This is a genomic window from Calothrix sp. NIES-2100 (genome assembly GCF_963875285.1).
GTDB lineage: Bacteria > Cyanobacteriota > Cyanobacteriia > Cyanobacteriales > Nostocaceae > Aulosira.
In genome coordinates this window covers 1251914-1275003 of record NZ_CAWNLA010000001.1, presented here as the reverse complement: position 1 = coordinate 1275003, position 23090 = coordinate 1251914, and the positions used below count along the sequence as shown (strand labels likewise).

Annotated in this window: 20 protein-coding genes and 1 pseudogene; 16 read left to right on the top strand and 5 right to left on the bottom strand. The window is 41.3% G+C overall.

Features of this window, described 5'->3' with window-relative positions; genetic code table 11:
- Positions 1–263 precede the first annotated feature (263 nt).
- Positions 264–1584: pseudogene (locus AACU32_RS05240) on the top strand (IS4 family transposase).
- Between the two features lie 101 nt (positions 1585–1685).
- Here AACU32_RS05240 and AACU32_RS05235 read toward each other — a convergent pair.
- On the bottom strand, positions 1686–1970 hold the full coding sequence (locus AACU32_RS05235; RefSeq protein ID WP_339377527.1) for a hypothetical protein: 285 nt from the start codon (positions 1968–1970) through the stop codon (positions 1686–1688).
- A 94-nt stretch (positions 1971–2064) separates the two neighbouring features.
- On the opposite strand from AACU32_RS05235, the gene AACU32_RS05230 reads away from it, so the two are divergent.
- The 4 genes from AACU32_RS05230 (at position 2065) to AACU32_RS05215 (ending at position 6382) form a co-directional block, all read left to right on the top strand.
- Entirely contained in the window at positions 2065–4914 is a 2850-nt protein-coding gene (locus tag AACU32_RS05230) for a pentapeptide repeat-containing protein (RefSeq protein ID WP_096598503.1), read from the top strand.
- A 295-nt stretch (positions 4915–5209) separates the two neighbouring features.
- Complete coding sequence (locus AACU32_RS05225; protein WP_096598501.1) at positions 5210–5773, top strand: Uma2 family endonuclease; 564 nt, start codon at positions 5210–5212, stop codon at positions 5771–5773.
- 100 nt (positions 5774–5873) lie between these two features.
- Positions 5874–6101, top strand: a complete 228-nt coding sequence (locus tag AACU32_RS05220; RefSeq protein ID WP_096598499.1) for a hypothetical protein — start codon at positions 5874–5876, stop codon at positions 6099–6101.
- Complete coding sequence (locus AACU32_RS05215) at positions 6098–6382, top strand: type II toxin-antitoxin system RelE/ParE family toxin (RefSeq protein ID WP_096598497.1); 285 nt, start codon at positions 6098–6100, stop codon at positions 6380–6382. The genes AACU32_RS05220 and AACU32_RS05215 overlap by 4 nt, the downstream gene beginning before the upstream one ends.
- A gap of 129 nt (positions 6383–6511) precedes the next feature.
- Here AACU32_RS05215 and AACU32_RS05210 read toward each other — a convergent pair whose 3' ends face one another.
- Entirely contained in the window at positions 6512–7204 is a 693-nt protein-coding gene (locus AACU32_RS05210; protein ID WP_096598495.1) for a LuxR C-terminal-related transcriptional regulator, read from the bottom strand.
- Positions 7205–7289: 85 nt separating this feature from the next.
- Here AACU32_RS05210 and AACU32_RS05205 point away from each other — a divergent pair, with 85 nt between their 5' ends.
- From AACU32_RS05205 to AACU32_RS05190, 5 genes are all read left to right on the top strand, one after another.
- The gene (locus tag AACU32_RS05205; RefSeq protein ID WP_096598493.1) at positions 7290–8123 is read left to right on the top strand and encodes a sulfurtransferase; all 834 of its coding nucleotides are present in this window, start codon (positions 7290–7292) and stop codon (positions 8121–8123) included.
- 104 nt (positions 8124–8227) lie between these two features.
- Positions 8228–8404 (top strand): DUF6888 family protein, encoded by a 177-nt coding sequence (locus tag AACU32_RS40630; protein ID WP_445223215.1) that lies wholly within the window; start codon positions 8228–8230, stop codon positions 8402–8404.
- The gene (locus tag AACU32_RS05200; protein ID WP_096598491.1) at positions 8401–8622 is read left to right on the top strand and encodes a DUF6887 family protein; all 222 of its coding nucleotides are present in this window, start codon (positions 8401–8403) and stop codon (positions 8620–8622) included. The genes AACU32_RS40630 and AACU32_RS05200 overlap by 4 nt, the downstream gene beginning before the upstream one ends.
- Before the next feature lie 170 nt (positions 8623–8792).
- Entirely contained in the window at positions 8793–11261 is a 2469-nt protein-coding gene (locus tag AACU32_RS05195; protein WP_096598489.1) for an ATP-dependent helicase, read from the top strand.
- Between the two features lie 525 nt (positions 11262–11786).
- Complete coding sequence (locus AACU32_RS05190) at positions 11787–12782, top strand: hypothetical protein (protein ID WP_096598487.1); 996 nt, start codon at positions 11787–11789, stop codon at positions 12780–12782.
- 417 nt (positions 12783–13199) lie between these two features.
- On the opposite strand, the gene mddA is transcribed toward AACU32_RS05190, so the two are convergent.
- Positions 13200–13982 (bottom strand): methanethiol S-methyltransferase, encoded by a 783-nt coding sequence (mddA, locus tag AACU32_RS05185; RefSeq protein ID WP_096598485.1) that lies wholly within the window; start codon positions 13980–13982, stop codon positions 13200–13202.
- 861 nt (positions 13983–14843) lie between these two features.
- Between mddA and rpmI the strand changes: the two genes are divergently transcribed.
- From rpmI to AACU32_RS05160, 5 genes are all read left to right on the top strand, one after another.
- Entirely contained in the window at positions 14844–15041 is a 198-nt protein-coding gene (rpmI, locus tag AACU32_RS05180) for a 50S ribosomal protein L35 (protein ID WP_096598483.1), read from the top strand.
- Between the two features lie 21 nt (positions 15042–15062).
- On the top strand, positions 15063–15419 hold the full coding sequence (gene rplT, locus AACU32_RS05175) for a 50S ribosomal protein L20 (RefSeq protein WP_096598481.1): 357 nt from the start codon (positions 15063–15065) through the stop codon (positions 15417–15419).
- 24 nt (positions 15420–15443) lie between these two features.
- On the top strand, positions 15444–16316 hold the full coding sequence (locus tag AACU32_RS05170) for a transporter substrate-binding domain-containing protein (protein WP_339377524.1): 873 nt from the start codon (positions 15444–15446) through the stop codon (positions 16314–16316).
- A 121-nt stretch (positions 16317–16437) separates the two neighbouring features.
- Positions 16438–16962, top strand: a complete 525-nt coding sequence (locus AACU32_RS05165; RefSeq protein ID WP_096598479.1) for a tetratricopeptide repeat protein — start codon at positions 16438–16440, stop codon at positions 16960–16962.
- A 1286-nt stretch (positions 16963–18248) separates the two neighbouring features.
- The gene (locus AACU32_RS05160; protein WP_096598475.1) at positions 18249–20228 is read left to right on the top strand and encodes a primary-amine oxidase; all 1980 of its coding nucleotides are present in this window, start codon (positions 18249–18251) and stop codon (positions 20226–20228) included.
- Positions 20229–20242: 14 nt separating this feature from the next.
- Here the strand turns inward: AACU32_RS05160 and AACU32_RS05155 are convergent, their stop codons facing one another.
- Positions 20243–20467, bottom strand: coding sequence for a hypothetical protein (locus tag AACU32_RS05155; RefSeq protein WP_096598473.1), 225 nt, complete (start codon positions 20465–20467; stop codon positions 20243–20245).
- 649 nt (positions 20468–21116) lie between these two features.
- Here AACU32_RS05155 and bchB point away from each other — a divergent pair.
- Complete coding sequence (gene bchB / locus AACU32_RS05150) at positions 21117–22643, top strand: ferredoxin:protochlorophyllide reductase (ATP-dependent) subunit B (RefSeq protein WP_096598471.1); 1527 nt, start codon at positions 21117–21119, stop codon at positions 22641–22643.
- Positions 22644–22726: 83 nt separating this feature from the next.
- On the opposite strand, the gene AACU32_RS05145 is transcribed toward bchB, so the two are convergent.
- On the bottom strand, positions 22727–23020 hold the full coding sequence (locus AACU32_RS05145) for a hypothetical protein (protein ID WP_339377523.1): 294 nt from the start codon (positions 23018–23020) through the stop codon (positions 22727–22729).
- Between the last annotated feature and the right edge of the window lie 70 nt (positions 23021–23090).

Here is a 23090-nt window from a genome sequence, read left to right as displayed (position 1 = left end):
AAAAGCTATATAGGGCAGGCGTTGTGCAAAACCCTCTCCATACGTGTCAACTTAACGTGAAACCCGCTTGGTGACAAGGTTTCGCCCTCACCCCCAGCCCCTCTCCCCTGGGGAGAGGGGAGCTAGAGATCCAATTCCCCTTCTCCCTGGGGAGAAGGGGTTAGGGGATGAGGGCGAGAGGGTTCATTGGTGTCAACTTAAGCGTGAAGGAACAATTAGATGTAATCTAAGAACATCTTGATTGATGTTCTTAGTGATACATCATGAGTAAAAAACGTCCAGCACGAACAGGAAATCCAGATTTGCGGCAGCAAAAGCATGTACCAGTGCCGCCAATAGAAGAAATCGAGAAAAAAATATTTTCATTGCTATCTCCTGTAAGCTTCAAACCCTTGAGATTGTATGAAGACGAACAAAAGAAAAAATTCCGAGACAGAATCTTAACGCTGCCGATGATGATGGCGATCGTGGTCAGTCTAGTATATCGTCAGATTCCGGGGTTAAGAGAAGTGCAAAGGGTATTGTCACAAGAGGGATTGTTATGGGTTGAGCGAATCGAAGTCAGTGCCCAAGCAGTATCAAAAAGATTGCGAACATTACCAATAGAATTATTTGCACAAATCTTTGCGCAAGTAATGGAAAGAATCAATAATCAGCCAAAAAATCAGGCAATTCCTGAGAATTGGCAACTAGTATCTCAAAAATTTACAGTCATCTGGATTGCGGACGGCTCAACCCTAGAAGCATTACGAAGGAAGTTAAAAGCACTCAAAGAACAAGAAAAAACACTTGCGGGCAAAATCATGATGGTGGTGGAAGCCTTTAGCCATCGACCAGTAACCACCTGGTATACAACAAACAGCAAAGCTAATGATAAAACTTGGTGCGATCAATTAATTGAACGCTTACCGGTTAGTGGATTACTGATTTTTGATTTAGGATTTTTCAAATTTCCTTGGTTTGATGCGTTTACGAAAGCAAACAAGTTTTTTGTCACGCGACTGCGAGAAAAAACTGCTTACAAGGTCACTCGTTGTTTAGCTCATACCCCATTCTACCGTGACGAAATTATAGATATGGGAGAATACCGCTCTAATCCTTGTCAGCACCCAGTACGTTTGGTTTCTGTGTTGTGGGGTTCAACTTGGTATTATTATTTAACCAACGTACTAGATCCGCAAATCTTATCTGCACAGCAAGTTTGTGAACTATATCGAAGACGTTGGCGAGTTGAAGATGCATTTTTGCTAACCAAGCGGCTTTTAGGTCTTGCTTATATCTGGGTTGGTGATAGTCATGGTGTAGAAATTCAAATTTTTGCCACTTGGATTTTTTATGCTGTTCTCAATCAATTATGTATTGATGTGGCGATCGCATTAAATCAACCTTTAGACCGAATTTCTACAGAGATGGTTTTCCGCAGTTTATACCATTTCTCCCAAGCTGTTCTCCGTGGTGATGCATTTGAGGTTGTTCCTTATCTTGTCGAACATCAAAAGCTATGCAGGATTAGTCAAAACTAGGCGTAAGCGTCATCGCGAGATTGACGCTTACACCCAACAAATTTGGGCAAAATCTTCTTAAGTTGACACCAATGAGCAATGCTGTGCCCTTTGCCGTGTTTTACACACAGATTTTTCGTTAAAAGACAAGGCGGGTTTTGTTTGTGTAGCCTTGAATTTCATTCACCAAGACATTTTTGAGCCTTTGAGGCTGACGCTTGAGCCTTTGAGGCTGACAGTTGAACCTTTGAGGCTGACAGTTGAGCCTTTGAAGCTGACGCTTGAGCCTCTGAGGCTGACAGTTGAGCCTTTGAGGCTGACAGTTGAACCTTTAAGGCTGACGCTTGAGCCTTTGAGGCTGACAATTGAGCCTTTTATCCTCGAAGTTGCACCTTTTATCCTCGAAGTTGCGCCTTTGAGCCTGGAAATTGCGTCTTTGAGCTTGAAAATTTTAAGTAAGATATACAAAAATGTTACAAGATTCTAGTTCCACTAACATTTCCTTTATAGTCTTGTTTAAATTGATTATCTAAGTACTGCTGGCTAAACGCCTATAAATGTTATGAACACCACCTCTGGAATTTCAGTTACCAAGCCAATTGCCATATGGAATAAAGATATCAAAGTAAATTTCAGAGATTTGTTTAAATCTCTAGGCAAAGCTGCGATAGATGCTGGTTTTAGTAAATGGGATAGCTTAGCTGGAGATGCTGTAGATACTTTAGGAGCATTAGGACTAGGAGCAGATACTGGACAGGTAGCATGGTTGCTAATTTACCGCTCTCTAATGCAGGCAATGCGTAGCTTGGTAGAAGGAAATAAAGACTTACTAGTTAAGCAAGAACGAAATAAACCCTTGTTAGTCAATGAAATTGATTTTAAAGCATTATGCCATCATCTAGACGAGTCGTTGCAAAATAATGAATTAGTTATTGATCAAAACTTTTTTGAGCGTCCCAAAGAGTTACCTATTTTTGAAGTAATCAAAACTCCGTTTGCTCACTGGCTACAAGACTGTGGTTTTAACCAAGCCCAAGCACAGGCAATTAGTAATCGACTTCCCAGCTATTTTATAGATGCTTTAAATGAACTTTGGGGAAATCATCCTCAAGACTATGCTTGTTTAAAAGACAAGTTAAATACCCCATTTACTCAAGCAAATGAACGGGAACAAAGATGGCGACGTTATTTAGCATGGCTGCAAAAACAGGTAGAAGAACCCATGTTTTTAGAAGCTTTTGGTCTAAAACAAGTTTATGTTCCCTTGCGAGCCTACTATAAACGCAAAGTTGAGGGTGACAAAAATGAGGGATTTAAACGTAGAGTCACAGAAGATGAAAAATATGAGCAGGTTGTTGTTGACTTAGAAACAGAACTGGAAGCTTGGTTAGAAAAGAGTGATCGTCATGATGCCATCCGAGTAATTAGTGGGGGACCTGGAAGTGGAAAATCTTCTTTTGTCAAAATCTTTGCAGCTAAGCAGGCAGAAAAAGGAGAAATTTTCGTCTTATTTATTACATTGCACCATTTTGACCCCTCAGATGACTTAGTTGATGCAGTTGGTAAGTTTGTACGAGACGATGGCTTTCTTCGCCATAATCCTTTAGAACAAGACAAAGCTGAGTCAAGGTTACTAATTATCTTTGATGGCTTAGATGAGCTTGCCATGCAGGGTAAAATTGCAGAAAAAACTGCCCAAGATTTTGTTCGTGAAGTACAGAAGAAAGTAGATCGTTTTAATGGGCACGAAACACGTTTACAAATAATTGTTAGTGGACGAGAACTTGTAGTGCAAGCAAACAGCAGTGATTTTCGTCAACCTCAGCAAATATTACATATACTTCCTTATTTTATTACTGAAGATGAAAGAGAAAATTACATTGATGATCAAAAAATTTTAGAACAAGATCAACGGCAAATTTGGTGGCAGTCTTACGGCCAATCTAGTGGTCATGGGTATATGACCTTACCCCCTGAGCTAGACCAAGGAAATCTTGTAGAAATTACTGCCCAACCATTGCTGAATTATTTGGTTGCATTGAGCTTTGTCAGAGGTACAGTACAATTTTCTGAAGATAGCAACCTAAATGTTATTTATGAAGATTTACTCAAAGCGGTTTACGAGAGGGGTTGGACTGGTTATCAACATCCAGCAATTCAGGGCATTGAAGAAAAAGATTTTGTCCGAATTCTGGAAGAAATTGCTCTTGCTTCCTGGCATGGAAATGGGCATACAACAACAATTCAAGAGATAGAAGACCATTGCAAAAATATTGGACTAAAGCGTCTTTTAGATATATTTCAAGAAGGAGCAAAATTAGGCGTTACCCGTTTGTTAGCTGCTTTTTATTTCCGGCAAAGTGGAGTCAGATATGAGGAGAAAACCTTTGAATTTACCCACAAAAGTTTCGGGGAATATCTTACAGCAAGACGCATTATAAGAGGAATTAAGCGTATTCATGACGAACTAGAGCAAAGAGATAATGATCTAGATCGAGGCTGGGATGAACGACAAGCTCTAGCACACTGGGCAATTTTATGTTGTCCATCCACAATGGATGAATACTTATTTAACTTCATTTTAGATGAACTTCGCTTGCAGACTTTATCAGATGTAAGAAACTGGCAACGGACACTATGTCGCCTGGTTAGTTATGTGTTATTGCGTAGAATTCCAATGGAACTTTTAAGTATCAGACAAGACTTCTGGATAGAAAACTTTCAGGCACGTAATGCTGAGGAATCTTTGTTAGCTGTATTAAATGCCTGTGCCCGATTAACAAGAAAAATATCAAATATTCAATGCCCATACATTGATTCTTTTGGTATATGGATATCACGGCTTCGTGAGCAAAGATTAAATACTAATGTTTTATGTTTGAAATATCTGAGTTTTTTGGATTTAAAAGATGCAATGCTCCTGATTCAAGATTTTTATAATTCAAACTTTGAGGGAGCAAATCTTGAAAATGCAGAAATGGTATTTACAAATCTTGTAGACTCAAATCTAAGCAGTGCAAATCTTCAAGGTGTAAATCTGAGCAGTGCAAATCTTCAAAATGCAAATCTTCAAAATGCAAATCTTCAAAATGCAAATCTTCAAAATGCAAATCTCAAAAATGCAAATCTTCAAAATGCAAATCTTCAAAATGCAAATCTTCAAGGTGCAGACTTAACCTTCGTAAATTTGAAACAGAGCAATCTGAATCAAGCAAATATTACCAGATCTATTTTTATTCCCATAAATCTTGAAGGGGCTGATTTAAGAGAAGCAAATCTTGAAAGTGCATATCTTATTCAGGAGCATATTGAAAAGGCAAATTTTCAAGAGGCAAATTTTGATGATGCTAATCTTCGCGATACTATTCTTGAGGGAAAAGACTTAAAAAATTTAAGAAACGGTATTAGATAAATAAACATCCAGTAGAAGCTGTTCGTATTGCTTTCAAGCTTCTACTCCCCAAACACATACCGCAGCCAGTACCCATCATTGAGAATGTGTACAAAGCAGAGAAGCGACTGAGAGAAGCAGCAAAACAGAGAAGGCTTGTGGCTGGTGTTCAACTGTCTTTGTTCACTGATGACCTTGCAATAAACCCTCAATTTTTATAAAACTTGAGCGCGATCGCTCTTTCTCTCGCAACACAACCAGCAATATGTAAAATAGAAACTTGAGTTAGTCTGGCAGTTCTAGAGGCAATCCCTAAATGCTACAAGCAGCATCCAGAACTCTGACACTGGAAGAGTTTCTGCAATTACCAGAAACCAAACCCGCCAGTGAGTATATTGATGGTCAAATTATCCTCAAACCGATGCCACAAGGCAAACATAGCGCTCTACAAGGAGAACTTGTACCAGCGATCAATTTTGTAGTTAAGCCAAAGCGTCTGGCGCGTGCATTTCCAGAGTTGCGTTGTACATTTGGCGGACGTTCAATTGTACCTGATATTGCAGTTGTCGTCTGGAGTAGAATTCCCCGCGATGAAAATGGGGAAGTTGCAAATATATTTCCCATCGCTCCCGATTGGACAATTGAAATCTTATCTCCCGATCAAAGCCAAACAAAGGTAACCAAAAATATTCTTCATTGTCTCAAACATGGAACTCAAATGGGTTGGTTAATTGATCCAGATGAGCAAACTGTGTTTGTTTATCGCCCTAAACAAGAAACTGAGGTGTTTGATCAGCCAGATGCAATCCTACCTACACCATCGTTTGCGAGTGATTTACAACTGACAGTCCAAGATGTGTTTGCTTGGTTGTTGGAGTGAGATTGAGTCAATCTTTGGGTGCGATCGCACAGGCTGCTGTTTTTTGAACAGTAGAGAGAGTTACAATTTAATCAACTTCATCAGTGGATAGCCTAATTTCATGAGTACCCTCGATCAAGTGCTAGAAATTGCTTTGCAACTACCGTGTGAACAGCAGGAAATGCTGATTCAAATTCTGCAAGATCACCACTATGAAAGTCTCTGTACAGAAATGGCTGCGGATGCAAAGCAAACCTTAGCTGATTTCCATGCTGGCAAATTTCAAAAGCAGTCAGCGGAGGATGCGATCGCAGCATTGCGTGTATATTTACAAGAGCCAGAAGCATGAGACTGCTGGTATTAACACCTAAATTTCAACGAACATTCCGCAAGTTTGTCAAACGAAATCCTGACCTCCAGGAACGTCTTGAAGATACTCTTCAAGAAATGGAAGCGGACGTATTTTCACCAAACTTGGGCACTCATAAACTCAGCGGTAAGCTTGAGGGCCTTCAGTCCTGTTCTTGTGGTTATTACTGTCGTGTTGTGTTCTCAATTGAATCCGATACGGATACAAATAGTGAAGTCATTGTCCTGCTTGATATCGAAACCAATGACGAGGAGTATTAAGAGTGTTCCACAAAATAAATGATCCAAAACCCGTCATTGCGAGCGTTCGCAATGACAACTGGGCATTTTTTTACTTGGAGTACTCTAACTGCTTGTCATCGAATATCGCTGTTGAACTATTTGAACTAATTACAATTTTGTCTTAACTTTTTGTGAAGACAAACGTGTACCTGCAAAAACCTGTGCAATCATCTGCGCACGGGATGAGACCTCAAGTTTACGAAACATTCGCTTTAAAGCTTGCTTGACAGAGTTCTCCGTAATCCAAAGTTCAGCGCCAATTTCTGCGTTTGTGTATCCCTGAGCAACCAATTCAGCAATTTGCATTTCCCGAGGTGTCAGGTGATTCATTGTTAAAGGTTGGCGTTGAGTCCGCACAGTTGCTACCCAAGTTGATAAATGCAGACACAGCGCACTTAAATCTAGCAAATTTTGCGTGTCGAATGCAGGCTTACCTTGCTCACGGGTAAAGCCGACTCCACCAATTAACTTACCACGACTGACAAGTGGCCCTGCCATAACGTGCCAATGATCGCTACGCGGACAAATTAGCCTCCAGGCTTTAGGCGATACCACCAATCCTTCATGAACAGGTGTATGTCGCTCGACTATATAGCGCAAAACTGGGTTGTGTTCAGTGGATAAGGCGAGTTGGAATGCTTTTTGCAGCTTGCTGTCAACTATGGGCAGTTGATCGTAAAAAAACAAACCGCAGCGTTTGGCAGCAAAGTACTCACTGAATTCTACCAATACTTGCGATCGCAATTCCTGTTCATTTTTTGCTTGGGCGATCGCCGCAAATAAAGCTGGTAAGTTCGCCATCATGGCAAATTGTACTCGTTCGAGGACTAGGCGCGGTCGGGTAACGATTCTAATCTTAGCCTAAGTGCGATCGCCGGAGAAACTCATGACTCAGTATGCTCACTCTGAAGTTTTAGTTGATACACAATGGCTGTTAGAACATTTAAACGATCCGCAAATGCGGATAGTAGAAGTCGATACCAGTCCACAGCCATACAAAGATGCTCACATTCCCGGTGCAGTTTTCTGGAATATCTTCACTGATTTACTTCTTCCCAATTTACAAATCAATTTTGACCCTGTCTCGATGGAAAAATTGCTTTCGCGCTCTGGTATCACTAATGATACGACTGTCGTTGCTTATGGTAGCTACCCTGGGACTGGCGCTTGGATTTTTTGGCTATTGCAAGTATTTGGACATAAAAATGTGCGTGTCCTCAACGGTGGACATCAAAAATGGCTGGCTCAAAATTTGCGAGTAGCAACAGAGTTATCAAATTTTGAGCCAACTCAGTATTCTATATCAGCTGTTGATACAACAGAGCGGGTATTTGCCGCAGAAGTTCAAGCATCTATAGGTAACGCAGATCGTGTACTTTTGGATGTGCGTTCAGTTGAAGAGTACCGTGGTGAATTCTTTCTCAATCAGCCTCCACAAGCAACAGAACGCGCCGGACATATTCCCGGTGCAGTGCATATTGAGCATCTGCTGACGCTGAATGAAGATGGAACTTTCAAATCTTTTGATGAATTACAAGCAATTTACAGCAGCCAAGGAATTACACCTGACAAGGAAATTATCCCTTACTGTGCAATTGGTGGGCGATCGGGCTATACATGGTTTGTCTTGAAATATTTACTAGGCTATCCCAAGGTGCGAAATTATGACGGTTCGTGGAATGAATGGAGCCGGATTCCAAATGTAGCAATTGAGAGATAATTATGGTTGTGTGAGATTCCAGATGAGTGGAGCCATGCCGAAGGTATCGCTCCATAACCCTAAGTCCTCTAAAATTGAATTAGTGGTGTTTTGAGGATGAGGTAATTTTACCAACAGGTGAACAGGGGAAATCTTGCATTAAAGTTTGTCAATATCTGACAAATTTTTATCGTCCCATAGAGCTTGTACGTTTTGATGAGCGTACAGGTATCGTGTACATCTTCGCGGGTGAAGATCTGCAAGTTGTAATTTACCGTGATGGCAAGTGGAGGTTTAGATGAAACCAGACTTTGACAATATGAGCATCGCACAACTGAGAGCTTACCTACTTTCACATCGAAATGACGATGAGGCATTTTATAAACTTGCCGATCGCTTGGCAGAAAATTCTGACGATAGTGATTTATACCCGATTCCAGACACACCTGAAAATATTGCCATCATGGAAACAGCGATCCGGGAACATGTTAAAAAGTTGGAACAAAAGCGACAAAGTTGAGCGATAACGTAGATTCTATCTGAGTGGAGCGATCGCTTTTGCTATAGGTTGGTTTGACAAGAGATAATGTAGAGAGTTGGCAATTTGTCATCATAGAACTATTGGTTAATTGATTTGTGAATTCTGCGGATTTGGAATTTAATTTCCAATGCAAAATCAAAATCTCAATAATGTCAGACGCTAATTTTATTGATACTGTGACACAAGAATCTCTCCACTCAGAATTACCTGATAAATCACCTGTTTCTACTTTGCGCCAAGAAGCGATCGCTCGCATTCGCCATAGCTTGCGTCCCGGACAACAGCAAATGGCTGATTGGAACTCTGGCCCCTTGGCTGTTTCGGCTGTCCCTGGTGCGGGTAAATCCACAGGTATGGCGGCGGCGGCGGCGATCGCGATCGCTCGTCAATATGAACAAAAAGCCCTCTCTCGCACTTTTTCCCGTCGCCAATTGGTAGTAGTTACCTTTACACGCTCCGCCGCTGCTAATATTAAAGCTAAAATCCGCAAATATTTACGCGATGATTTATCTTTACCCCAGACAGGTTTTGTTGTCTATACTTTGCATGGTCTAGCATTAAATATTGCCAACCGCCATCCTGACTTATCTGGGTTGCAGTTAGAAAATGTCACATTAATCACGCCTACCCAAAGTCACCGCTTCATCAGGACAGCCGTAGAACAGTGGATTGCCAAGAATCAACATAGTTATTTACGCTTATTGGAAGGTAGCCAATTTGACGGCGAAGAGACAGAAAGGTTGCGTCGTCAATCGGTACTCAGGACAGAAGTCTTACCAGACTTAGCAACTACAGTCATTCATGAAGCCAAAAGTTCTGGTTTATCACCAGAAGATTTACAAAAATGGAGTCAACAAACCGTAGATGCATACGCAATTTTAAGTGTAGCCGCAGGTTTGTATCAGGAATATCAAAACTTAATGCGATCGCGTGACTTCATCGACTACGATGACATGATTTTAGCCGCCTTGCGAGTGCTAGAAAACGACAGCGCCCGCCGCATTGAGCAAAACCAAGTTTTCGCCGTCTTTGAAGACGAAGCCCAAGATTCTAGCCCATTGCAGACGAAATTATTAGAAATTTTGGCGAGTGATTTAGTAGAAGATATGGAGACACAGGGACACGGAGACAGGTCGAGTTCTGTCCCCGCGTCTCCCCCTCTCTCTGTCTCCCCGTCTTCCTCATCCCCCATCAACCTAGTCCGCGTTGGCGACCCCAACCAGGCGATTAACTCCACCTTCACCCCAGCCGATCCGATTTATTTTCGGCAATTTTGCGCCCAGTGCGATCGCCTGCGTAAATTAGCAACAATGGATCAAGCTGGGCGGAGTACGCGAATTATTATTGAAGCGGCGAACTTTACTTTGGAATGGATCAATAATTTTTACGGAGTCAAGCTGCAACAATCATCCCATGACTCGATTTCTTCGCTTCCCTTCCGTCCCCAGAGAATTCGTCCTGTAGACACTGGCGATCCCCAACAAGATGCTAACCCCGCAGCAGTGGGAAGGGGATTAGAACTTTATACTCCCCGTGATATTCATCATACCGTAGAATTACTGTCAAAGCGGGTGATTGAGTTATTTACACCAGACCCCTCAAAAGTGAGTGCAGCAGTGTTAGTGCGGGAAAATCGCCAAGGAAGATGGTTAGCCGAAGCCCTAGAACCTATATGTAAAGAGCATCAAATTACACTTTACGATGTTGGAGAACGCGATCGCCGTTCCCAGATTCCCCAAGAAATTTTGGCATTAATGCAATTTTGCGATCGCCCTCATTCCCCAGATTACCTAAAAGCTGCACTTGAGGTATTAGTAGAACGTCAGTTAATTCCTACCCAAGACTTAAATGCTCTTGCTAGTTTACCAGAAGAGTTTTTATATCCCGGCCCTTTAACACCACCCCAATCTGAAACAGTACAAAAAGCTGCACATTTATGTCGTAGTTTACTCCGCGCCCGCTTGGAATTGCCAATTTATCAGCTAATTTCCTTTTTGGCTTTGACGTTAAATTACGATCAAGCAGAACTAGCAACTGCTGACAAACTCGCAGAACGGGTAAATCAACAAATAGCTGGTAATAGTTCAATGGGCGCGATGTTATCAGCTTTAAGTGAAATAGTCAGTTCCGAACGATTTGAAGCTGTAGAAACAGAAGATTTAGAAGCACGTTACACCCGTAATGGTCAGCTAACAATTATTACCATGCACAAAGCCAAAGGGCTAGATTGGGACTATGTTTTCCTTCCCTTTCTCCATGAAAACTTAATTCCCGGTCGATTTTGGGTTCCACCCCAAAGCCAGTTTTTAGGCAACTTTACCTTATCAGAAGTTGCTCGCGCCCAAGTGCGTGCGGCTTTACACAATGAATCGCGTATACCAGAAGTGTCTCAAGCTTGGGAAGTAGCCAAACACCTCAAAACTGCGGAAGAGTACCGTTTACTTTATGTGGCGATGACAAGAGCCAAGCGTTTGTTGTGGATGTCTGCGGCGCAAAAAGCACCTTTCACATGGAGTAAACCAGAGAATTTACAAGAACAAGCACCTTGTCCAGTATTCCCCGCCTTAAAGCGCCAATTTCCCGAATGCGTGCTTTCTTTAGCAACGGTGCTTAATTGACACTGACAAAACACACATCAATTGTAGGGGTGGGGGAGACCCCACCTGTGTCAACTTAAGTCAAAACGCTTATTCCACAGGCATTTTACCCCACCCCTCAATCCCCTCCCCGCAAGCGGGGAGGGGAGGTTTTGCGTCAGCAAAGCCGGGGTGGGGTAGCGCGGATCTTGGTTGTACGTGATTTTGTCTCAAATCACATCTTGGCAAGGGTTTCACGTTAAGTTGACACGTATGGGTCTCCCCGCCCTTGTCACCGTGAGCAGTCTCAAGCAAAATTTACGTAAAATTAATTCCTCGGAAACTGAATCGCAAGTGCAACGTCAAACAAAATATCCTCTTTTGAAAGCGATATCTGATAGCAATTCACCATGAAGTTGCACTTAATATTTAGTAAACTGGAATGAGCCACAGCCTACCACCGGGTATGATGCCAAGGTGGAAAAAATTAGTCATTTTTAAGTGTAAATTCGGGAGAATTGGTATTAGTAGCGAAATTAATTATTCAATTCTCAAGGTGATAAGACTATGAAATGCATAGATAAACTATCTCATTCAATTAATGTCGCCCGTTATTTTCCGCAAAGCGTGGTATTGACTTTGGCGTTAACCAGCCTGCTATATGGAATGGGATTGACTGCTAACAATCTTGCTACTGCTGCTCCTATAGCCACAAAGGTACAATTAGCCCAAAACGTTCAAAATAGCCAAAGACTGCCAAGAGCCGTTGCTAGAGCCATACTCAATGATGCTTCCCAACGTTCTAGAGTAGCGATCGCGGATTTGAAAATTACCCAAGCTACAGCCAAAACCTTTAGTAATCCCTGTATTTTCCAGTTTGGCGAAGTTTGTACGCGGGAATACAGGCCTATCAAGGGTTGGGAAGTAATTGTTCAGGTAAAAGACCAATCTTGGACTTACCATAGCAATCAATTCGGTTCCCAACTTGTTTTAGATCCAAAAATTAATGCATCGGGAAATGTTACTTTACCCAGAGCGATCGCTAATAAAATTTTAACCGATGCCGCCAAACGTTCTGGAGTCGCAGTTGCGAATTTAAAAATCACCCAAGCTACAACCAAAACCTTTGGAAATCCCTGCGAATTCAACTTTGGCGAAATCTGCACTAAGGAGTATAATCCGGTTGCTGGCTGGGAGGTAATTGTTCAAGTAAAAGACCAATCTTGGACTTACCATGTGAATAAATCCGGTTCGCAAATAGTTTTAGACCCGAAAATTAATGCATCGGGAAATGTGACATTACCCAGAGCGATCGCTAATAAAATTTTAACCGATGCCGCCAAACGTTCTGGGGTTGCAGTTGCGAATTTACAAATTACCCAAGCTACAGCCAAAACCTTTGGAAACCAGTGTCATTTCAATTTTGGCGAAGTCTGTGCAGAGATTTATCAACCCGTTGAAGGTTGGGAAGTAATCGTCAAGGTAAAAGACCAATCTTGGACTTATCATGTCAATACATCTGGAACACAAATTGTCTTAGATCCAAAAGCAAAAGTTTCTTAAGCCCCAAGTCGGCGGGGCGCACTTTAGAGGATGTTTGAAAAGTCCTGTCGTCGGTAACAAAACGTTTTAGATCCCCCTAAATCCCCCTTAAAAAGGGGGACTTCAATAGGTTTTCCCTCCTTTTTAAGGGGGGCTAGGGGGGATCAGCTAGTGCTTAAAATCACAGCCAACCACTTTTCAAACACCCTCTTAGAGGATGTTTGAAAAGTTCTGTCGTCGGTAGCAAAAAATTCTAGATCCCCCATTATCCCCCTTATTAAGGGGGACTTTGAGTCCAGTTCCCCCCTTTTTAAGGGGGGCTAGGGGGGATCTGAAAGTACTTATAATCACAGCCAATCACTTTTAAAACAACCTCTTAAACCGCACCCCACCGACTTTCAATGAAAATTTCCGCAACACGTTCTCTTATCGTCGTATTTACTTCAAACTGTGTTGTTTTTTCCTGAAGGGAATTAGCATCGGTACACGTTGACGGTAAGTAGTGTAAGCTTCACCATAGATGTTAATTAGATCTCGTTCCTCAAATTGAATCGCAACTAAAATATAGATCGTCGTGAGTAGAGCAAATACTAGATGAGCCGCAGTCATTTTTGGTGTTGACCAAAATATTAATAACCAACCTACATAAAGTGGATGACGAACATAATTGTATAGCCAAGGAGTTTTAAATTTTAACTGAGTGTATTCTTTACCCTGTAAGTATAGATAAACTTGTCGGAGTCCAAATAAATCAAAGTGGTTAATTAAAAATGTACTTAAAAACAAAATTAACCAACCAATACCAAAAAGTAACCATAACATCAATTGTCCAACTTGATTTTGAATATTCCAGATTACACCCCCTATGGGCTGCCATTGCCAGAATAAAAACATGAGTGCCAAACTAGAAAAAAGTACATAAGTGCTTCGTTCTGCTGCTTTGTTAATAAATTTTGTCCACCACTGTTTAAATCCTTGGCGTGCCATTACACTATGTTGAATAGCAAACAAACCAAGTAATCCCCCGTTTATAAGTAAGGCAGATAATAAAGGTGATTGCGGTGTCGAATCAATAGATTTCGGAACAAATATATTACCCAAGAATCCCGCAGTATATATTATTGTTACAAAAAATATTGCATAGGAAAATACACCATAAGTAAATACTATTATCCTATTAAATATATCGGCTTTTGTTTGTGTTGGTTGTACTGAAATCATGTATTACTCCTTTGTTAGATTCTGTCCACAGGTATCACAACATCCATTGCGACTGTTTGAATTTTATGAATGTTTAAGCAGATGGAACTATAGCCTTTATCTCTAAATAATACGCTCAATAGAAAATTAGGAAAAAATTTTAAATTGGCATATCATACACTTTTGAAAAAAGCTGATAACTGTGTTTCTGTATTTATGTACGAGGGATTTAAGATTTTATGCAACTTTATTTAGGGAAATTTGAAAATTTCTTGAGATTAAGCTGACGGCCTTGCCTAAAATAGGGATGATTGTTGTAGGTTGGGCATCTTGCCATCCCGCAAATATGCAATGCCAAGCTGACAACGTTACCAACTGCGATCAGCAGGTTTTAGCGGTTATGAGGCGGCAATGGCTCGTGATATTGTCCACAATAGTAATTCTCTACCCCGCCCTTGAGGGCAAGGTCTAGATTAAACTGATGGTCAGATTCCCCGACTTCTATAAGGATGCTGCTGGCGAATTGTGGGTTTGACTACTCAATACCGATATACACTGTTCTCTCGCTTACCCGAAATAACGCCCGCAGGCTTCCAGCCTGGGGCTATCACTACAAAGCCCACCTACCCTTCGGGAACGACTCCGTCGTACGTGGGCTAAGAAAATTCAGCCCACGAAGGTGGCTTTGTTTGATTAGCCGCACCATTCTATGGTGACGGCGGGATTTCGGGATCAGCGAGGGGTATTACCCCTGATTCGCCAGCAGCATCCTATAAGTCGTGCCGATACGGGTGGGGTGTAAATACCCAGTCGAACTCTTTGGCTCGTGCAATTCGATTCGCTTAGTATATAATGATGGATTGTGTCGATCAGAGCCAAACCATGCCTAAACTCAAAACTCGTAAAGCAGCGGCGAAGCGATTCCGTGCCACCGGCACAGGCAAAATCGTGCGTCGTAAAGCTTTCAAAAACCACCTTTTAGAGCACAAAACAACCAAGAAGAAGCGTAACTTGTCCAAGACAGCAATTGTGGACGAACGCGACGCAGATAATGTACGTTTGATGCTCCCCTATTTGTAACTTTTTCAGGAAAATTAATTTATGACACGGGTAAAACGCGGTAACGTAGCTCGTAAACGCCGCAATAAAATTCTCAAACTAGCTAAAGGTTTTCGCGGTTCCCACTCAACTTTGTTTAGAACCGCTAACCAACAAGTAATGAAGGCACTACGGAGTGCTTATCGCGATCGCAAAAAGAAAAAGCGCGATTTCCGTCGCCTCTGGATCGCCCGCATCAACGCTGCTTCAAGGGAACATGGTTTGAGTTACAGCAAGCTCATCGGCAACCTGAAGAAAGCTGATATCCAACTTAATCGCAAAATGTTGGCACAATTAGCAGTTGTCGATCCAGCTAGCTTTAGCAAAATCGCGGAATTGGCAAGCCAAGTTAACGGATAAAGGATAAAGGATGAAGTATGAAGTATGAAGGCTGAAGTATACCCCATAAATAAATTTGGGGGCTGGCACAAAGACACTGTACTAAAAAGAATGGGTGTCTGGCAGCAATTCGGGTTTTCATCCTTTATCCTTTACCTTTTATCTTTATTATTGATTGTTTGCTGTTGCTTTCTAGGCACAGGATCAATTGCATCTGCCGCCGAAATGCCAGAAATTCAGCGGCGAGGCTATTTAACTATTGCGGTAAAAGATAATTTGCGTCCGTTGGCATTTAGAGATAGCAACGGGAATTTGCAAGGTTTGGAAATTGACTTAGCACAGCGTTTAGCAGGTGACTTGTTAGGTAAAGCAGATGCTGTGAAGTTACAACCCGTAGCCAACCGCGATCGCTTATCTGTAGTCTTAAACAATAAAGTTGACTTTGCTATTGCCAGAGTCACAGCCACAGAGTCACGCTCTCGCTTAGTTAGTTTCAGTGTTCCTTACTACTATGATGGTAGTTATCTGGTTGTAAAAGATACTGGAATTCAGCAGATAAAAGATTTAGCAAACCGCAAAATCGCCGTCCTCAAACAATCTAGTACGATTGCTGATGTCAGGTACTATGTGCCCAATGCTGAATTAGTAGGAGTAAGTTCCTATGAAGAAGGGCGATCGCAAATAGAAACTGGACAAGTGCAAGCCTTTGCCGCCGATGCGAGCATTCTCAGCGGTTGGGTGCAACAATATCCCCAGTATCGGCTATTGCCAAACAAACTATCCACAGCACCTTTATCTGTAGCCATGCCCAAGGGATTGCAGTACGATGATTTAAGACTACGGGTAAATGGAGCGATCGCACGTTACATAGCCGAAGGTTGGCTCAAGCAACGCGCTCAATATTGGGGTTTACCATAATTTGGTCAACAGTCAACAGTTAACAGTCAACCGTCAACCGTCAACCGTCGCCTCTGACCCCCAGTCCCCTTGCAGCTGATAATAAATAAGAAGACTCTTTATCATCTCCTATTTCAAGACAATGGATAACAGTCTAGCGGTTGTTTATCTCTCGGTTTTCGTAGCCATACTCGCCTTTGCAGTTGTGACTATTTTTAGTCAAATTTTCAAAACCCGTCGGATTGAAAATTCCTTGTCCCGATTAAAAAATAAGTTGAGTAAAGACAAGGGTACAACTCAAGAATATTACGAGTTAGGCAGTATTTATTCGCAAAAGAAAATCTATTCCCAAGCAATTACCCTGTTTCAACAAGCTCTCAAAGCGGCGACAGAAGAGGGTGAAGAAAATACTGCTCCTATTTACAATGGGCTAGGTTATGTTTACTTTGCCCAAGAGCAATATGATTTAGCAATTCGTCAGTACAAAGAAGCCCTAAAAATCAAACCTGACTATGTGACAGCGCTCAATAATCTTGCTCATGCTTATGAGCGGAAAAAATTAACCACACAGGCGCTACAAACTTACGAAGAAGCCCTCAAATTTGCACCAAATAATTCTACTGCTAAACGCCGTGCTGAATCTTTACGCCGTTTGGTTTCTGCCTAATTACTAAGGGTAATATTATGTCCATTTAAATGGACATACTGAACAAGTTTGTTGTGAGGACTTTAGTCCTGTTCTTAAAGGCTAAAGTCCCCACTACAAAAATATTATTGGATCGCTACTGCCCCAATTAACTAATAAGACAACGTGAGTTCGATGAACTTCTCGCCAACCCCTCTGTGACGCAAAGAGGGGCAGGAATTTCCTGACGCACTTGTCAAAGCGGTAAAGGTGGTTTTATCGAGGACGATTTTGTCAGTCCGGCAGAGAAAGTTGTTGATAGCAGTCTTGATATCAAAGAAGGAGTGATCGCTACCGAAAAATTTGGGTTAGAGCCTCGCCTGGAGGCGACTTTTGTTGATCCTATAAACCGTCAGTTCGATTTGTAGAACACGGCAATTTGTGCTGCAACTAATTTCTCTTCACTATTAGTATAGTTTACAGTGCCTCTGTCATAACCAGCACCATCATTGAGGGTGTTATTACCAGCGCCACCAAATAACGCAGCAATTTGTGCATAGCGAATATTGCCAAGACTATCTCAAAGATTTTTACTGTTTCTATCGTCACTATTACCTCTATTGAGAATGTCATCGTCATCTTAACTTTCTCGGCGATCTCCGCCAGCAAGTCCATCAATGATGTCACTAGATGCTGTTCCGATCAATAAATCATCATTAATTATTCCCGAGATATTCATTGTTTCACCTCTTCAATTAAGGAGTAGAAAATATTCATCCCACCATCCGCCACTGTGCCTAGGTGATAGCCACCGCTGCATTCAATTTTTTGATGATGAATCTAAATCAGTATCCAGAATAACTTGCTCATAACTGGTGCTTGAATAATCTGGAGTTGGGTGCCCTAGAATAAACTTTTCCGGCTATTGCCCAATTGTAGATTCTTCATAAATAGTTTTTTTGGCAATCTTAAACATCATATGCACACATTACTTATCTCTTACAAGAGAAAATAAATTTTAAACATTTCAGAGGCTGTAATATGTCCCTGACAACACTTTGAACGACTTTATTAAGTATTTAACATACAATTTTCCAGTTTTGGCACGATATCCCCTTTCTGGATATGAAATATGTATACTTCACAAATATTTTATCTTGATATGTGATTCTCAAACGCCGTACAGATAAGTATAACGCCTGCGAATTGTGGCAATAGCCGCCGGATGATAGTACTAATGAAAAACATTAAAAATTCATAAAGCTATTCTGTTTTGTCGAATAATCTAAGAAATAGATAAGTATAATCTTGCTGTAAATATGTAAAAGATGATTAAGAGGCGACATTTTTTTGGTTTAATCATTGTATTGATTATTTTGATTTATGGTATTTCAGATATAAGGGGAATTTTATCTGAACAGAAATATTCTATTTCCCATCCTCTTACTGCGTTAACATCAGCAGAAATTAAAACTGCGGTTGCAGTGGTGAAGAAAAATGAAAATCTCACGGAAAAGTCTGTCTTCCCCTTAATAACTTTGCAAGAACCAGATAAAAAAGAAGTTCTTAATTTTACACCTGGTAAGACATTTAGTCGCCAAGCTTTCTTGGTAGTGTATGAGAGAGAGAAAAATCAAACCTATGAAGCTGTTGTTGACCTCAAAACCCAAACTTTAAGTTCTTGGAAACCAATACCTAAAGTCGAACCTGCACTGATTAACCCAGAATATGGTCTAGCACAGAAGGTTGTACAATCTGACCCCCAATGGCAAGCAGCTATGCAAAAACGGGGAATTACAGATTTTGATCAAGTTAAAATTAATTGCTGGGCACCAGGTATTTTAACTGAAAATGAAACTGCTAAAGGTAAGCGTCTTTGTCGCGCCTTATCTTACTACAAAGGCAAGAATTGGAACTATTTTGCCAGTCCGATTGAAGGTGTGCTGGCTACAGTTGATTTAAACACAGGTAAAATCGACAGCTTTGTAGACAACGGGGTAGTACCTTTCTCCAAACAGAATTGGAACTATGATCTGCAATCTTTGGGTAAATTACTTTCACCCCCCAAATTATTAAAGATTCTCCAACCTCAAGGTACTAGTTTCCGAATTAAAGGTAATACAATTACTTGGCAAGGTTGGAATTTCCGTTATCTCATGCATCCCCGTAGTGGGTTAGTTCTTTACCAAGTAACTTATGACGACGGGGAAAAAATTCGACCAGTTTTATACCGTGCTAGCCTATCGGAAATGGTAGTACCTTATGGTTATCCTAACTTTACCTGGGCTTTTAGAAATGCCTTTGATGTTGGCGAATATAATTTTGGTTCCCTTGCTACCTCAATGGAGTTAGGTAAAGATATTCCCGAAAATGGCTTGTTGTTAAATGCTGTAATGGCTAATGAACAGGGAGAACCTTACGAAATGCCAAGGGTGATTGGCATTTACGAACGAGATAATGGGATGCTATGGAAGCATTACGAATACAACACCCAGAAAAATTATGTCCGTCGCAATCGAGAACTAGTAATGACAATGACGGGGGCGGTTGATAATTATGATTACAGCCTGAATTGGATTTTTCACCAAGATGGCAGTTTAGAAGTTCAGAACGATTTAACAGGAATTGTTTTAGCACAGGGGACAGCGGCCGAAAAACAATCTGATGATAATTTATATGGTCGGTTAATAGCCAAGAATATCTTCGGGGTGAATCATCAACACTTTTTCAACTACCGCCTAGATATGGATGTAGATGGTCAGGCTAATTCTGTCATGGAAATGAATGTACAAGCCTTACCGATGGATAATAAAAATACTCTCGGAAATGCGATCGCAGTTACAGATACTCCATTAACCACAGAAACTGCTGCTGTCCGCGATTTGGATATGAAACACAGCCGCGAATGGATGATTGTTAACGCCAATCGTAAAAATACTTTAGGAATTCCACCAGCATATATGCTAATGCCAGGAGGTAATACGATATTTTTCCCTGTGGAAGGTGCGAAGATTCGTGAGAAAGCGGGCTTTGCGACACACCATGTCTGGGTAACAAAATATCAGCCAGATGAACTCTATGCTGGTGGAGATTATCCTAACCAAACTCAACCTGGCCAAGGTTTACCTCAATATATTGCCAATGATGAACCATTGACTGGTGAAGATATCGTACTTTGGTACACAATGGGCGTTACGCATATTCCCCGTCCAGAAGATTGGCCTGTGATGCCAACGCATCGAGTAGGGTTTAAACTTGCTCCTAGAGGTTTCTTTAGCCGTAATCCGGCGATTAATTTACCTGAGTGAACTACCCGACAAATTTATGAATTAGAGGACTTCTCGTGCCTGACTTTTTTGATTAATTCCATGTAGACATTAATTTCATTAACTTCTACATCATGTTCAATTCTTGTTACTTTCCATTTCTCCTTTTTGAGGTAAACTTCCTCTCCCATTCTGGGAAGAAATTGTAAATCATGAAACTTTTTGAGAAAATCTTTTTGATTTTCTTCCCATAACACTACTTTGGCTACTTCTTGGCTCATTGCTGATCCTTTTTTGTTACTAAATGAAAGTCAGTAGTTGGATGACATACATTCAGCAAGTTTATCTTACTCATTCAACGTCAGAGCGTAGTTAAAACCACATTATTTACTAATAATCATTTCCCTTGTGTGGTATTCACTCTCAATCTACTTGGTAGAAGCAGGAAGAAAACGCTAACTTAAACCACATCTATTTTGAGAACCATAGTTTTAAAAGTAGTGGGAGCATCTGCAAGAGAGCTTGTAGTAGCGGGCTTTGAGTCCCGCACTACTCCAGGTTTCAAAATTGACGAGGTTTAATTAACTAGTTTGATTAAGTTTAGGTAAGTTTTTCAAAGCAGTAAAAACGCAAGTACCTGCCGTAGTCCCACACACCCCCAGACTTCACTTCGTTCCCTATGAAGTCTTCCTGGCAAGAAAGATAAAGATTTATGTCACTTAAACAACATCAATGTTGTTTAAATTCAGCGCTAGATCCCAGATGGTAAAAAGGTTTGAGCGATCGCACCTGAGGTGAAACTTAATAATTTCCCCATTTTATAAGAGGCTCAAGTTTTGAGACAATCAGACAACGATGAGAAAACAAGCAATCATAAGTCCATCTGTTAACGCACTCTGTGTTATTTCAGTTTAAAAGGGAGAAACAGTAATGAAATTGGCTTACTGGATGTATGCAGGGCCAGCGCACATAGGTACGCTGCGAATCGCCAGTTCTTTTAAGAATGTCCATGCCATCATGCACGCCCCACTTGGCGATGACTACTTTAACGTCATGCGTTCCATGCTATCGCGGGAAAGGAACTTTACTCCTGTAACAACCAGTGTTGTAGATCGCAACGTTTTAGCACGCGGTTCTCAGGAGAAGGTGGTAGACAACATCACCCGCAAAGATGCCGAGGAAAGCCCAGATCTAATTGTCTTAACTCCCACTTGCACTTCCAGTATCTTGCAAGAAGACTTGCACAACTTTGTTGAACGGGCACAACTGGAAACCAAAGGGGACGTTATTCTAGCGGATGTCAACCACTACCGCTACAACGAACTGCAAGCCGCCGATCGCACTCTCAATCAAATCGTCCAATTTTACATTGAGAAAGCCCGCAAAAAAGGCGAACTACCAGAAGGCAAAACTGCAAAACCCTCAGTTAACATCATCGGTATTTCTACCCTGGGTTTCCACAACCAGCACGATTCCACCGAACTGAAAAAGCTGATGGGTGATTTGGGAATTGAGGTGAACACCGTGATTCCTGAAGGCGCTTCTGTGAACGAATTGAAGAAGATGCCCCAAGCTTGGTTTAACTTAGTACCTTACCGCGAACTCGGTTTAACAACAGCTCGTTACCTAGAAGAACAATTTGGCATTCCCTACGTAGATATTACGCCAATGGGTGTTGTAGAAACTGCTAGATGCATCCGGAAAATTCAGCAGGTAATTAACGCTCAAGGCGCTGATGTAGAATACGAAGACTTCATCAACGAACAAACGTTGTATGTATCTCAAGCTGCTTGGTTCTCCCGTTCCATTGACTGTCAAAACTTGACCGGGAAAAAAGCTGTCGTATTTGGTGACAACACCCACGCTGCTGCACTTACCAAGATTTTGTCACGGGAAATGGGGATTCACGTTGTTTGGGCGGGAACTTACTGCAAATATGATGCAGACTGGTTCCGCGAACAGGTAAGCGAGTATTGCGATGAAGTATTAATTACCGACGATCATGGGGAAATTGGGGATGCGATCGCCCGCGTCGAACCTTCTGCTATCTTCGGTACACAAATGGAACGCCACGTAGGTAAGCGCTTGGATATTCCTTGCGGCGTCATAGCTGCACCCATCCATGTGCAAAACTTCCCCATTGGTTACAAACCATTCTTGGGTTACGAAGGTACAAATCAGATTACAGATTTGATCTACAATTCCTTTACTTTAGGAATGGAAGATCATCTTTTAGAAATCTTTGGTGGACACGATACTAAAGAAGTAATTACCAAAGGAATTTCCGCCGAATCTGATTTGAATTGGACAAAAGATGGTTTAGCCGAATTGAACAAAATTCCCGGATTTGTGCGCGGTAAAGTCAAGCGCAACACCGAGAAATTTGCCCGCGATCGCGGCATTAAAGATATCAACTCTGAAGTACTTTATGCTGCGAAGGAAGCTGTCGGGGCTTAGTTTAGCGGGTTAACAATAATAAAAATTAAGCAGTAAGCCTTAGAAGCTTACTGCTTAATTATGACATTAGTAGAGCTAGTAAATTACCTTTTCTTTTTGTTTAGTGTTTTGATCAGTTCAGTAATTAACTTCAACTGAATCTGGGAAAAGTAAGTCATTGAAATAATTACAGCTACTGCAATTCCTCCATACATAAATATAGGTATTGAAGCTGCGGGTGGCATTGGTGCTGGGGCATCAGTTGGATTAGAAGAGACAATCATTCCTTGGTGTTTTTCTAGCTTATTCACTATTTTTTGATTGGCAAAGTTGTAATCCAAGTTTTGGAATAACAAGGATGAATACTGAAAACAACCAGTTTCATTATCTTTATTCATAGGTTGAAAACCCACTAAATTTACAGTTCTCATACTAGAAGCTGTTCCTAGTGGTTCAATAAAATGTGTC

Excerpts from the sequence above, each read along its gene's own strand:
- AACU32_RS05170 (WP_339377524.1), top strand. The coding sequence starts at position 15,444 with ATGAAGGCTGAAGTATACCCCATAAATAAATTTGGGGGCTGGCACAAA.
- AACU32_RS05210 (WP_096598495.1), bottom strand. The coding sequence starts at position 7,204 with ATGGCGAACTTACCAGCTTTATTTGCGGCGATCGCCCAAGCAAAAAAT.
- AACU32_RS05230 (WP_096598503.1), top strand. The coding sequence starts at position 2,065 with ATGAACACCACCTCTGGAATTTCAGTTACCAAGCCAATTGCCATATGG.
- AACU32_RS05195 (WP_096598489.1), top strand. The coding sequence starts at position 8,793 with ATGTCAGACGCTAATTTTATTGATACTGTGACACAAGAATCTCTCCAC.
- AACU32_RS05155 (WP_096598473.1), bottom strand. The coding sequence starts at position 20,467 with ATGAGCCAAGAAGTAGCCAAAGTAGTGTTATGGGAAGAAAATCAAAAA.
- AACU32_RS05220 (WP_096598499.1), top strand. The coding sequence starts at position 5,874 with ATGAGTACCCTCGATCAAGTGCTAGAAATTGCTTTGCAACTACCGTGT.
- AACU32_RS05145 (WP_339377523.1), bottom strand. The coding sequence starts at position 23,020 with ATGAATAAAGATAATGAAACTGGTTGTTTTCAGTATTCATCCTTGTTA.
- AACU32_RS05190 (WP_096598487.1), top strand. The coding sequence starts at position 11,787 with ATGAAATGCATAGATAAACTATCTCATTCAATTAATGTCGCCCGTTAT.
- rpmI (WP_096598483.1), top strand. The coding sequence starts at position 14,844 with ATGCCTAAACTCAAAACTCGTAAAGCAGCGGCGAAGCGATTCCGTGCC.
- AACU32_RS05215 (WP_096598497.1), top strand. The coding sequence starts at position 6,098 with ATGAGACTGCTGGTATTAACACCTAAATTTCAACGAACATTCCGCAAG.
- rplT (WP_096598481.1), top strand. The coding sequence starts at position 15,063 with ATGACACGGGTAAAACGCGGTAACGTAGCTCGTAAACGCCGCAATAAA.
- AACU32_RS05225 (WP_096598501.1), top strand. The coding sequence starts at position 5,210 with ATGCTACAAGCAGCATCCAGAACTCTGACACTGGAAGAGTTTCTGCAA.
- AACU32_RS05205 (WP_096598493.1), top strand. The coding sequence starts at position 7,290 with ATGACTCAGTATGCTCACTCTGAAGTTTTAGTTGATACACAATGGCTG.
- mddA (WP_096598485.1), bottom strand. The coding sequence starts at position 13,982 with ATGATTTCAGTACAACCAACACAAACAAAAGCCGATATATTTAATAGG.
- AACU32_RS05200 (WP_096598491.1), top strand. The coding sequence starts at position 8,401 with ATGAAACCAGACTTTGACAATATGAGCATCGCACAACTGAGAGCTTAC.
- AACU32_RS05160 (WP_096598475.1), top strand. The coding sequence starts at position 18,249 with ATGATTAAGAGGCGACATTTTTTTGGTTTAATCATTGTATTGATTATT.
- bchB (WP_096598471.1), top strand. The coding sequence starts at position 21,117 with ATGAAATTGGCTTACTGGATGTATGCAGGGCCAGCGCACATAGGTACG.
- AACU32_RS05165 (WP_096598479.1), top strand. The coding sequence starts at position 16,438 with ATGGATAACAGTCTAGCGGTTGTTTATCTCTCGGTTTTCGTAGCCATA.